The sequence below is a fragment of the Dyadobacter sp. HNCC25DJ186 genome, from assembly GCF_056895235.1.
Map to the genome: position 1 here is coordinate 322,699 of NZ_JBXHAS010000001.1, position 12,391 is coordinate 335,089.

General features: G+C 40.3%; 9 protein-coding genes. 4 read left to right on the top strand and 5 right to left on the bottom strand.

Annotated elements, in window-relative coordinates:
• Positions 1-198: 198 nt before the first annotated feature.
• Positions 199-1,389, bottom strand: a complete 1,191-nt coding sequence (locus AC1XUO_RS01390; protein WP_483327969.1) for a phosphoglycerate kinase — start codon at positions 1,387-1,389, stop codon at positions 199-201.
• A 300-nt stretch (positions 1,390-1,689) separates the two neighbouring features.
• On the opposite strand from AC1XUO_RS01390, the gene AC1XUO_RS01395 reads away from it, so the two are divergent.
• A complete protein-coding gene (locus AC1XUO_RS01395) occupies positions 1,690-3,378 on the top strand; it encodes a VRR-NUC domain-containing protein (RefSeq protein WP_483327970.1) in 1,689 nt (562 codons plus the stop codon).
• A 59-nt stretch (positions 3,379-3,437) separates the two neighbouring features.
• On the opposite strand, the gene AC1XUO_RS01400 is transcribed toward AC1XUO_RS01395, so the two are convergent.
• Positions 3,438-5,057, bottom strand: coding sequence for a hypothetical protein (locus AC1XUO_RS01400; protein WP_483327971.1), 1,620 nt, complete (start codon positions 5,055-5,057; stop codon positions 3,438-3,440).
• Positions 5,058-5,336: 279 nt separating this feature from the next.
• Between AC1XUO_RS01400 and AC1XUO_RS01405 the strand changes: the two genes are divergently transcribed.
• The 3 genes from AC1XUO_RS01405 to AC1XUO_RS01415 all read left to right on the top strand — a co-directional run bounded on the left by AC1XUO_RS01405 (position 5,337) and on the right by AC1XUO_RS01415 (position 9,047).
• The gene (locus tag AC1XUO_RS01405; protein WP_483327972.1) at positions 5,337-6,659 is read left to right on the top strand and encodes a M16 family metallopeptidase; all 1,323 of its coding nucleotides are present in this window, start codon (positions 5,337-5,339) and stop codon (positions 6,657-6,659) included.
• A 37-nt stretch (positions 6,660-6,696) separates the two neighbouring features.
• A complete protein-coding gene (locus tag AC1XUO_RS01410) occupies positions 6,697-8,073 on the top strand; it encodes a M16 family metallopeptidase (RefSeq protein ID WP_483327973.1) in 1,377 nt (458 codons plus the stop codon).
• A gap of 110 nt (positions 8,074-8,183) precedes the next feature.
• Positions 8,184-9,047: a sugar phosphate isomerase/epimerase family protein gene (locus AC1XUO_RS01415; protein WP_483327974.1), complete on the top strand. Its 864-nt coding sequence runs from the start codon at positions 8,184-8,186 to the stop codon at positions 9,045-9,047.
• Positions 9,048-9,159: 112 nt separating this feature from the next.
• Here AC1XUO_RS01415 and AC1XUO_RS01420 read toward each other — a convergent pair whose 3' ends face one another.
• From AC1XUO_RS01420 to AC1XUO_RS01430, 3 genes are all read right to left on the bottom strand, one after another.
• Positions 9,160-9,567 (bottom strand): GxxExxY protein, encoded by a 408-nt coding sequence (locus tag AC1XUO_RS01420; protein ID WP_483327975.1) that lies wholly within the window; start codon positions 9,565-9,567, stop codon positions 9,160-9,162.
• Positions 9,568-9,648: 81 nt separating this feature from the next.
• Positions 9,649-10,704: a hypothetical protein gene (locus AC1XUO_RS01425; protein ID WP_483327976.1), complete on the bottom strand. Its 1,056-nt coding sequence runs from the start codon at positions 10,702-10,704 to the stop codon at positions 9,649-9,651.
• Between the two features lie 12 nt (positions 10,705-10,716).
• Positions 10,717-12,144 (bottom strand): MBOAT family O-acyltransferase, encoded by a 1,428-nt coding sequence (locus AC1XUO_RS01430; RefSeq protein ID WP_483327977.1) that lies wholly within the window; start codon positions 12,142-12,144, stop codon positions 10,717-10,719.
• Between the last annotated feature and the right edge of the window lie 247 nt (positions 12,145-12,391).

The following is a 12,391-nucleotide window of genomic DNA, read 5'->3' on the forward strand; positions in this document are numbered from 1 at the left end:
AATCCATTCTTCATTTGAGGGATGGATTTCTTTTTATTAAGCTTTCGGCAGTTGGCTATCGGCTTTCAGACTGCGGATGATTCCATGCAAACTAAAACCATACATCCTACACAAAAAAATTGAGAACCAGACGACAAGCACCTGATTCTCAATTTTTTTATCATTAACAATTAATCCTTAACAATTAACCATTATATTTTATTTTTCCAAAGCAGCAACGCCAGGTAAAACTTTACCTTCCATATATTCAAGCAAAGCACCACCACCAGTTGAAACGTAACTAACCCGATCTCCATAACCTGCGTTGTTCACAGCAGAAGCCGAATCACCACCACCGATCAACGAAAAAGCATCATTTTCTTCTGTTGCAGCCACTACCGCCTCAGCGATTGCATTGGTACCGATTGCAAAATTAGGGAATTCAAAAACACCCATTGGGCCGTTCCAAAGTACCGTTTTGGAGGACGCGATAATTCCTTTAAATAATTCTATTGTTTCCGGACCGATATCCAAACCTTCCCATTCTGCCGGAATTTCAGCAGCTGGTACTGTCTGACGCTCTGCATCGTTACTGAATTTATCCGCAATAACCGTATCGATCGGCAACAATATATTAACACCTTTCTGTTTTGCTTTTTCAAGCAATTCGAGTGTTAAATCCATCTTATCTGCTTCAAGTAGTGATTTTCCTATATTTCCACCTAATGCTTTTGTAAATGTATATGACATTCCGCCACCGATTATCAGATTATCAACCTTATCCAACAAACGCTCGATGATCAAAATCTTATCAGAAATTTTCGCTCCACCCATGATCGCTGTGAAAGGACGCTCGGAATGTTCAAGCAAACGCTCAGCGTTATCCAGTTCAGCCTGCATTACATATCCACAAACTTTATCAGTGAAAAACTTACCGATAACCGCTGTAGAAGCGTGGGCCCGGTGAGCTGTTCCGAAGGCATCCATTACCCAAACATCTCCTAGTTTAGACAATTTCTCAGCAAATTCTTCATTTCCTTTTTCTTCTTCTTTGTAAAAACGAAGGTTTTCTAAAAGCAGAACTTCGCCTGGCTGCAAATCCTTCGCCAGCTCGGTTGCGCTTGCCCCGATACAATCGTCAGCAAACTTTACAGTTTTTCCTAAAATTAACGACAGAGGGTTAACCAAATGTTTCAAAGAATATTTTTCCGTTGGCCCATCTTTCGGACGCCCCAGGTGGGACATCAAAATCACAGATCCTCCTTCACTAAGAATCTTGTTGATGGTAGGTATGGTCGCACGGATACGGGTATCATCCGTGATCTCAAACTTGTCATTAAGCGGTACGTTAAAATCAACACGAACCAAGGCTTTTTTGCCGGAAAAATTGTACGAATCTAATGTTGTCATGGGGTATAAAAGTTATTTTCCATTGGAAACAAATGTAATTCAAATCTATATAAAATACTACGTTAATCGAAATTGGGCAATGTTTGTATTGTCAAAATCCTATTTATACTATTTATGTTTCCATAAAATGAGATAAAAACCATAAAAACTATGCCTTCCGCTACTGTATCTTATCAAATATGATCATTAATTTGAATCCACCATATAAAAGATCGGACCAGACAAATATTTGATTGGTAGTCTCGTTATATTTGGATAAAGTTTAATGGCAATCCGCCTTAACATACTTCATTGACAACTGTGCAGATTAACGAATTCCCAAAGGATCTTCCACCAAAATATTACCACGATTACTTTGGTTATGTACTGGACTTTGTACGGAAAATGTACGAATCCATATTAAACGAGAACGAGCTCGCATTTTTAAATAATTACAGTTCTCTTTCCGAAGACGCCCAATGTCTGTTTATTCGGTTCAGCAACAGGAGTAAGTCTTTCTTCCGGGTTAACAATCTCAAATATTCGGAAATTACAGATATTTCAGCGGCACTAACTGAGTTGCATGACAAGGAATTTATTCAGGCACTCTGCGAACTTCACGAAGACCGGTTTGAGGAGGTAATGGATCTTTTTACAAAACCGGAACATCTGGCATTTACAAAAATTCTGGAACCGGAAATCATGCCATCGAAATCAATTCGTAAGGCAGATCTGATCCGATGGCTTTTGCATGAATACGAGTTTAATATAATCTGTGAAATCATCCAGGAAACGGAGCTAATCGTTAAGGTTAGTTTTGAGGCGGAAGTGATGATGATGAAATTTCTGTTTTTTGGCAACCGGTATGCCGACATGACGGAATTTGTTGTGCGCGATCTGGGACATGTCCGCTTCCAATCTTTTGATGAAGCGCATTTAGCAATTCAATTTGATACGCGGAAAGATGTCGACGATACGCTGATGATTTCTTTGATGAAAGAAACCTTCGATGTATTGAAAAATGCAGTGCCTCCGGAAGAAATTTTTGATTGGTTCATGAATTGGCAAACAGGTGTTTCAGGAAACCTGAGCAAGAAAGCACTCCCCTCCTACCATCTTTTTATCCTCCGTGTCAGCGCCTGGCTCGAACGAAAAAAAATGCTTTCACAAGCGCTGACGATCTATCAATTGACAAACGATGCACCGGCGCGCGAAAGACGTGTCCGGCTTTTGTACAATCTTGGAGAAATTGAAGAAGCTCTGGCGCTTTGTGAGGAAATTGCCGAGAGTCCGCAGAATGCGGATGAACGTTATTTTTCGCAGGATTTTCACGAAAAAATAGTGAATAAGAAGAAGCGTGCCGTCAAACGAACAACACAAGCTTTGAAAGACGCAAGCAGCATTGACGTTCCAATTTCTTATCGTTTCAGAGTTGAACGAGGCGCAATTGATTATTACAAAGAACTTGGTTCAGAAGCAGTTTTTAGTGAAAACGAACCCTGGCGGGCTCTTTTTGGACTTTTGTTCTGGGATATTATTTACGACACAAACGTAAAGGCGATTCATAATCCTTTGCAACGGGTACCATCAGATTTTTTCCTGCCAGATTTCTATTTCAAGAGATCGGAGCAGCTTTTGGCGAGAATGAAAGATGCTGATTCGAGGGAAGACATTTCAGATATTGTGGAAAAAACATTTCAGGAAAAATTCGGGATAACGAATGTGCTGGTCAGCTGGTATCCGGATATGCTTGAAACTGTGCTTCGGTTAGTTTCGCTTTTAACACCTGAACAAATTCATGCTGTCATGCTGGAAATTGCATACAATCTTCGTGAAAACACCCGGGGATTCCCGGATTTACTCGTATGGGACGAAAACGAATATTCTTTTATCGAAATAAAATCCCCAACCGATCATTTATCTTCCAGGCAACTCCACTGGCTGCATTTTTTTGCCAATCATGATATAAAAAGTAGGGTAGTTCGTGTGAAATGGATTAAGGAAGAGTAAACAATAAAGGGTTTCGCAAAATCATGCGAAACCCTTTATTGTTTATTAATCCCGAAACCTTACTTCTTTTGATATGCTCTTTTGAATATCCCTACTTTCCCTTTCTTCACCGGAGCTGAATAATTGATTTTATTTTTGCCTTGTACCAATCCCTCACAATCACCCGCTACGACAGTTTCCACCGAGGTATAAACTGTAGTCGCCCAGCTTGGTATTTTGATGTTTGAGATTTCGCTGTTCAAATCAAGTTTTGATGCATCGCAGTCATCTCTTTTAACAGTTCCTAATAAATGGTATTGCGAAATTGTTTTTGAAACCGTGTCAACCGGACAGATACAGCCTACGCAGGATGTTGGCGATTTACCATACTTAACGCGTTTAACTTTCACCTTTTTGTAGGCATAAACTTCCAGGAAGCACTGTTTGAAGCAACCTGGAACTTTGATTTTAACCGTGTCGGGACTTTGAACTGCAAAACCTGTTGTACTTGGTTCGCTGATACAAGATGCGCAGGTAGAAATCTGCTGACTTTGCACGGTAACATAATACTGCCCTTCAACCGGACGGCCTGTAACCGGATTTACGTAAGCTGCCGGCCAGGCCATTTTTGTTTCTTTCTGGCAAACAACCTGCGCGATGACAGTATCCATTCCTCCATTTAGCTGATGCAGACGCGCCGTAAAAGTTTCACTTTTTGTACTATCCAAAATCGTACGACTTTTCCAACTGATATTGATACTGTCCGCTTTTGTAGAATCAAGTGTACTGAAAATCATCCCTTTGATTGATTTTCCATTAATCATCAATTCAAGATCAGGTGCTTCGCAAATCAATGGCGGTGTCGGCTCCTTCGGTACTGGAATATCACGTACAAAATTACGACGAAAAGCAAGTCCGGCAGTGAAACCGCCATGCTTACGCTGGTAACTGTAAATCGTCGCCCCAGGGAATATGTAGTTAACTTTCGTTCTAAATCCGGCTGCTTCCACACCCCAGGACCAAAGCCCTTTTTTACTTGGGAAAAACAGACCCAGAGTTGCCAGAAGTCCGGCATGGTAGCGCTTATCCGTTGCAGTAACAGAATAAATATTATTAGATGTTGCCTCGTCATAAACGAAAATCGCCGCAGGCGTTGTTCTGAAAAGACCGCCACGGACGGATGCTTCAATGAAAGGAGATCTAGGCTTTTTACTAAATGCATAACTCAGGACGGGGCCGACTGCCAGATAATGATCCTCTGAAGCACCCTTTCTGATGACTGCTTTATTGGAGCCTGATTCAGCAATGATCCGATCCAGGAAGTCATCCAGGTCGTTTCTTAAAAAAAACGTTTGCAAACCGGCAACCGCACCTACGCCAAATTTCAATTGTTTCTTCTCTTTTACATTAAAGAAATAATCCGCATTCAAACCTGCATGAAAACCAATTCCGTTAAACAAAGATTTATCTCTGTATTTATCCGAATTAAAGGTACTCGACCATTTGCCGCAAAATGCTACGGCAGGCCCAATAAATCCACCAACACGCCAAGGACTTATTTTTTGCTCGATCGCAATCGTATCGCATCCACCGGCAGGATTCGGACAGTTAACATTCGCATTATTTTGACCGATAGCCAGAGAATGCATGAGGATGCACACCACGAAGGGAAGCAGTTTAAGTAAAAATAGTTTTTTCATAAAGCAATAATTAAAGAGTAAGTGGAAGTATTATTTGTTGTCGGTCAGTATATTAACAGTAATGACGTCAAAATACAGTGATAGTAACAATATTGTTGAAGTTTATTTTTTGCAACTTATTTAACGTATTAAACTACATAAAAAACTAACTGTGAGTAACTTGCAAGTCACTCTTCAAACTTCAGGTCAGATACAGTAAAACTTTACCATTCATCAATTCGCTGTTTTCCGTTTGCGTTTTTTGATTATTATTACAAAAACAAATCTTGAAATTTATATATGAGGCTACGTAAACTATTGCTCGGAGCAGCGATGATGGCTGGTATCGGTATGGCCAATGCCCAAAGCAAATCTGAGGATGTAAAAACATTCACACTTGCCAACGGCATGAAATTCCTGGTTTTGGAAGACCATTCCATACCAAACGCCAATATGTATTTGTTTTGGAAAGTTGGTTCTAGAAATGAGGTGCATGGGATAACGGGTTTATCTCATTTCTTTGAACACATGATGTTCAACGGCTCCAAAAACTATGGGCCCAAACAATTTGACCGCGTCATGGAAGCCAGCGGTGGATCCAACAATGCTTACACGAGCGAGAACGTGACAGTATATACCGACTGGTTTCAGAAAGATGCTTTGGAGACAATTTTCAAACTGGAATCAGACAGGATATCGGACCTGACAATCGATCCGAAAATGGTGGAAAGCGAGCGCGGCGTTGTGTTATCGGAAAGAAGTACGGGTTTGGAAAACAGTAATTATCGGTTACTGGGTGAACTTGTTCAATCAGTCGCATTCCAGGAGCATCCCTACATGTTTCCGGTTATTGGATTTGAATCAGATATCAAAAGCTGGACGCAAAACGATCTTGAAAATTATTTCAAAACCTATTATTCACCTAACAATGCGACGGTGGTAGTGGTCGGCGATATTACAGTCGATCAGGTCCGTAAGTTGGCCGATCAGTATATGGCACCCATTGCCGCGAGAGGTTTGCCTCCTAAAATCCGCACTGTTGAACCAGAACAAAATGGCGAGCGTCGCGTAACGACGTATAAGGATATTACGACCCCAAACGTGCTGTTGTCTTACCATACACCGCAGACCGGTCACGAGGATTATTATGCACTGGACCTTTTCAGCAGTTTGCTGACGTCGGGCAATTCTTCGCGTTTGGTAAAATCGCTGGTCATGGATACCACGATCGCCTCGCAGGTTTATACATTTATGAGTGAAAATTTCGATCCTGGATTATTCAATGTGTATGCGATTGCCGGCGATAGTATCTCAGCAGGCGATCTGGAAAAATCGATTTTAGCACAGATTGACGATGTGATTAAAAATGGCGTTACTGAAAATGAGCTGCAAAAAGTAAAAAACCAAAAGCTGATGGAATTTTACCGGAGCATGGAAACGATTAACGGCAAGGCAAACAGTATGGGAACTTATGAAGTTTTCTTTGGCGATTTTAAAAAAATGTATGACGCGCCAAAATTATACGAGAAAGTGACCATTGAGGATATCAAGAGGGTTGCGGCAAAATATTTTACGGAAAGGAACAGGACGGTTGGATATCTCTTACCAGACAAGAAAGCCTGAAATTTCTTTTTATACACTACGAATTTAAAAATTAAGCATGAAAAATATACTGTCCTTACTTCTGGCACTGACATCCCTTTTCGCGTCTGCGCAGGGTAGTTTTAAAGTGCCGAAATACGAGAAATTTCAACTTAAAAATGGACTTACTGTCTATCTCATGGAACAACATGAAGTTCCGATGGTTAATTTCTCTGCGGTTTTTGATGCCGGGTCCATCAATGATGGCGATCAATATGGTCTTGCCAGTCTGACTGCTGATGCTTTGGTGTTTGGTACTAAAAAATATACAAAGTCTCAGATTGAAGAAATAACAGATTTTGTCGGGGCAAATTTATCGACGGCTGCGGGTAAGGAAGGTGCCAGCGTTTATTCGTCTTTTGCAGTAAAAGATCAGGACAAATTGTTCGATGTATTACAAGAGGTAATCATGCATCCTGTTTTTGATCCGACAGAATTTGACAAGCATAAACAACGTACATTACTGGAATTATCTCAGGTAAAGGAAAGTCCTCGCAGCGTGATTGGGAATTATTTCAATGGTTTTGTTTTTGCTAAACATCCTTACGCAAATCCAACGACCGGCACAAAGTCGACAGTTGAAAAAACTTCTGTCCAGGATGTAAAGAAATTTTACGAAACCAATTATACAACAGGAAAAGGCGCCATTGCAGTCGTTGGTGATTTTAAAACGGCTGATATGAAGAAGCGTATCACCGCCCTTTTTGGCGGATGGAAAACGGCAGAAGCGAGAATGATCAAACGCGCCGTACCAGACATGAATTTTGAAAAGAGCCGTGTACTTCTGGTGAATAAGGACGATGCCCGAGAGACCACATTTTATATCGGAGGAAAAGGAATTCCATATAGCTCGCCCGATTATATTCCGGTATTGGTTGTAAACACCGTTTTGGGCGGACGATTTACTTCCTGGCTTAACGATGCGCTTCGTGTCAATTCAGGACTCACTTATGGCGCAAGCAGCCGTTTCAGCCGGTATAAAATGGCAGGAACATTTGTAGTCAGCACATTTACAAAAAATGCATCCACTGTTCCGGCGATTGATATGGCACTGAGCGTTCTCGACAGCCTGCATAAAACCGGTATTGATGGCCAGGTACTGGCCTCGGCAAAAGCGTACGTGAAAGGAGATTTTCCGCCAAATTACGAATCTGCCGGAGCACTTGCAGGGTTATTGACGGATATGTTCATTTACAATTTCGATGAAAACTTTATCAATACTTTTCAGGCAAAAGTGGATGGTTTGACAACAGCCCAGGCCAAAAGTATTATCCAGCAATATTTCCCGAAAGACAACCTGCAATTTGTAATGGTTGGTAAAGCTTCCGAAATAAAGGAACAGGTGAAAAAATATGGTGAAATAACAGAAAAGGAAATTAAGGCGGACGGGTATTAAATTGTTTCGATACCAGGAATGTCAATTTCATACAGTATTTCTGTTGCCAAAGCATCTTTTCATTCTGGCACAAAAAACATGTCATATTTTAATCTACTTACTTTAAACATATGAGTAAAATCGTAAATTTTTCTAATATCCTGATTGCCTTCGTACTCTTTCAAAGCAGCAGCTACGCACAGTCGGGAAAACCATTATATACCAAACCAATAGGTGCTCAGGCGTACACTTTCCGTTCAAGTTTCCCAAAAGGAATCGAAGCAACACTTGATTCAATTCAAACTCTTGGTATAACAGAACTTGAAGGCGGACCGCAGAAGGGTATGACTACGGCTGAATTGAGAAAGCAACTGGATAAAAGAAATATAAAAATGCCATCCATTGGCGCTGGATATGAATCGCTGGTGAGCAATCCTCAGGAGACTATCGACAACGCGAAAATCCTTGGGGCAAACTTTGTGATGGTGGCCTGGATTCCTCATGAAAAAGGAAATTTTAACCTGGAAACAGCAAAAAAAGCTGTCGCAGATTTTAACAAAGCAGGAAAGATTCTGAAAGAAAATGGTATAACACTTTGTTACCATAATCATGGTTATGAATTCGTCCCTTATGAAGACGGAACTCTTTTCGATTACATCGTAAAAAACACTAATCCTGAAAATGTTTCTTTCGAAATGGATGTATTGTGGACTGCCTTTCCCGGCCAGGACCCGGTTAAACTGCTTAATAAATATGGAAGTCGCTGGAAGTTAATGCACCTAAAAGATTTACGAAAAGGCGTCAAAGGAGATTTATCCGGCGGAACTCCGGTTGAAAATGATGTTGCCTTAGGAACAGGACAAATTGATATTCCGGGTGTGCTGAAAGCCGCCAAAAAAGCCGGAATTAAACATTACTTCATAGAAGACGAAAGCCCATCATTTATGAAACAAGTGCCCCAAACCATCGCTTACATCAAAAGTTTAAAAGAATAAGTTACCATACATTTTGACTACCACCTGAGACATATAAGGTTTCATCTAAGTTTTTTTCTTAATTTTTCTTAGCTTTCCTTAAATGTCTTAGGTGGTAGATAAGCTAAAATATTCAAAGCAGGTTGCGATAGAATTCGTTTACGTATGGTTTTTTACCAGTTTGGATGATGTTGGTGCAGTTGAAATTTATTAAAAGTCCTTTAGGCGTTTTTAGTAATTTCATATAGGTCAGCAATTGTGCTTCATGTATCGGCAGGATCGAATCTACTGCTTTAATTTCCATTACCAGACAATTATCAATTAAAAAATCAACACGCAGAGCTGTGTCCAGATGAAAGCCTTTGTAGACTACGTCAATGGTATGTTCTGACGAGAAAAGGATTTGTCTTAAACGTAGCTCATGCGCGAGACATTTTTGATATACACTTTCCAGAAGCCCTGGACCAAGATGTTTGTGTACATCGATGCAGGCACCTGTGATTTGATATTCCAGATCATCCAGATATTTTTTCGTTATCATATTCGCTACCATTTAAGACAAGTAAAATTTTAAATGGTTTAGACTTGCGGCAGTTACTATGGTAACTGGTTCCAGTTTTTTCTAGAAATCTTTCGACGTTTTTTTATCTTCCCACTCCCTTACCAATTGGTTAACAGTTTTCAGCCAGTAACGCTGCCCTTTTACGGTCCAGTGCCCGTCTCCCAGATGATACCATTCCGGGTGGCTTCGGATTGTATCCTGTATCGAAAGAATTGGCGTTTGAAGTTCAGGATGTTTTTCTATCCTCGAAATTTGGTTGTTATATGGAAAACGGTCATTTTCGCAAACCGTTACTTTGTTTGGAACGAAACAAAAATAAACCTCATCAAATCCAGCTCCTTTATAATAATCACGAATATTGTTCATATTATTTACTATCGTATCTACCGATCCGGTTGAAATATTGTAAAAAGGAGACAGACCAATTTTCCTGTCAGCTTCGATGTTATAAAACAAAAATTCATGATTTCTGGAAATGATGGCTCCGGAATGTGTCCGGTCAAACCAGGATAACATAATATTGGATTTAACTTCTTTTAATTTCAGGAACGGGTCATAATTAAATAATAAAAATTCGATTCGCTGATTGATCTGATCGCCAAATTTATCCCACCAAAATGATGGTTCCTGTGCTGCTTCCTCAGGAGCTTTGGGCTTCATTTGTCCCTCAATCTGAAATCCTTTGTCAAAATATAACGCTTTGTAGTCACTGCGCAAACGCTCCTGAATTGTTCTCTCAATCACCTCAATAACCAAGATTGACCTTTTTGTCGTGTCGAGTTTTACCGTATCGATATAAGCACCCAGCCAGATGTGAAAGTTTTTACGGCCTGCATAAAAGCTTGTATCCATCGGTGTGAAACTATCACCAATCGTGTACAAATCAACATTCTGAGATTTTACTGTTGGTTTATCAGAAGGTAAAAGCGTTGCATTTTGTTTATAATCAAGCTCCTTGAACTTTCTCAGATTCGAAGTATTGTACAGATCCCCGAATCGATATTGATCAGGAATCCAGCCTTTCGCAGCGATTTTTCTTTGTAAAACCGGAGACAAACTGACTACGAAAATAACTCCAGACACGAACAGCGCGAAATACCGAATTAAACTATTCATATATCCCATAGCCTAAAATTGGAAATAGATAAATTGATTACTTGTAAAAACCCCAAACAGATAACAGCAGAGGCAAGTCAGCGTAAACAGAATCCAGAACATTTTCGTATCCGGAACATACCTGGCAAAATATTTATCCTTGACCATCAGCAGAATCAAAAGAGCCAGCGAGAAAATAAATTCGCCGCTATTCATTGCAAGTTCAGGGATTTGATAATCGGAGAAAGTGAATATTTTTTCTATGATCTGAAAGGCCTCTGAAACACTGTTTGCCCGAAAAAATATCCATGCCAGGGCAACAAGCAAAAATGTCCAGATGATATGAAATATCCGGACCGGCAGGGTCCCACCCTTTCCGGCATGATCAGGACGAAAAATTGCATGGGTGTTGAAAATCTGCGCGAGGATCAGATAGACTCCGTGAATACAACCCCAGATTATAAATTTCCAGTCGGCCCCATGCCACAAACCGCTCAGCAGAAAGATAGTCATCGTGTTAAAATAAACTCTGCTTTTGGATCTTCTGTTGCCGCCGAGCGGAATGTAAACGTAATCACGAAACCAGGTCGAGAGCGAGATATGCCAACGTTTCCAGAATTCTGATATGGATTCTGCGAAATACGGTGCGTTGAAGTTTGTCATCAGTTTAAAACCCATTACTCTCGCTGTTCCGATTGCGATGTCGGAGTAACCTGAGAAATCGCAGTAGATCTGAAAACAGTAGAAAAATGTTGCGATCAACAAAGTTGCCGGACTTTGACTTTGAACATCGGCATACGCTGGATCCGTCACGAGTGCAAGTCGGTCTGCGATCACCACTTTTTTAAACATTCCCCAGGCGATCAGCGTGAGCCCGGTCCTGACATTTTCCCAGTCATAAGCGAATTTTTCCCGAAACTGCCATAACACATTTTGAGGTCTTTCGATGGGACCTGCTACCAGTTGCGGGTAAAAAAGTACATACAACGAATAAATCCCGAAGTTATATTCTGCTTTTTGATTTCCCCGGTATACTTCAATTGTATAACTCATGGACTGAAATGTATGAAACGACAGTCCGATAGGCAGTATAAGTGCAGGAAACATTTCTCTTAAAGGCGGCATTTCATTTTTCTGGCCGATAAGTTGCAGCGCGTAAGTGATATTGTTGTTCAGGAAATCGAAATATTTGAAAAAAGCAAGAAATCCAACGTTGGCGACAAGACTCAGAATCAATATCAAAAGCCGCTTTCGACCTTGGGCATTTTCAATCCAGATTCCCGCGAAATAATCTATGACGATTACAACGCCCAGAATAATAAGATAAACCGGAATAAATGAGGCATAAAAATAGGCACTCGCTGCAAGCAAAAGCACCCACCGGAATCTGTATGGAAGGGTATAATAAAAGGTTGTTACAAAAATAAAAAACAGTAAAAAATGTAGTGAATTAAAGAGCATTTGCTTTTGAAGTATACGTTGATATTCAATCCGGATTTGACTATCAAGCCTCAAATCGGTGTTAAATCAGGACGTAAATATAGAGTTATCTCTCAAATAATCGAATTTCGTCTATTTAAAGATAGAAAAAACTCTATCAATCATCCAAAAATCTTGATGCTTTTAGTACATAAAAATTAACAAACTAATGGCTCACTGCGTACAGCAGTTGAATGTTCGCTGAAATTAGTTGCATGAACAACAGATT

Excerpts from the sequence above, each read along its gene's own strand:
- AC1XUO_RS01390 (WP_483327969.1), bottom strand. The coding sequence starts at position 1,389 with ATGACAACATTAGATTCGTACAATTTTTCCGGCAAAAAAGCCTTGGTT.
- AC1XUO_RS01405 (WP_483327972.1), top strand. The coding sequence starts at position 5,337 with ATGAGGCTACGTAAACTATTGCTCGGAGCAGCGATGATGGCTGGTATC.
- AC1XUO_RS01400 (WP_483327971.1), bottom strand. The coding sequence starts at position 5,057 with ATGAAAAAACTATTTTTACTTAAACTGCTTCCCTTCGTGGTGTGCATC.
- AC1XUO_RS01420 (WP_483327975.1), bottom strand. The coding sequence starts at position 9,567 with ATGATAACGAAAAAATATCTGGATGATCTGGAATATCAAATCACAGGT.
- AC1XUO_RS01410 (WP_483327973.1), top strand. The coding sequence starts at position 6,697 with ATGAAAAATATACTGTCCTTACTTCTGGCACTGACATCCCTTTTCGCG.
- AC1XUO_RS01425 (WP_483327976.1), bottom strand. The coding sequence starts at position 10,704 with ATGAATAGTTTAATTCGGTATTTCGCGCTGTTCGTGTCTGGAGTTATT.
- AC1XUO_RS01415 (WP_483327974.1), top strand. The coding sequence starts at position 8,184 with ATGAGTAAAATCGTAAATTTTTCTAATATCCTGATTGCCTTCGTACTC.
- AC1XUO_RS01430 (WP_483327977.1), bottom strand. The coding sequence starts at position 12,144 with ATGCTCTTTAATTCACTACATTTTTTACTGTTTTTTATTTTTGTAACA.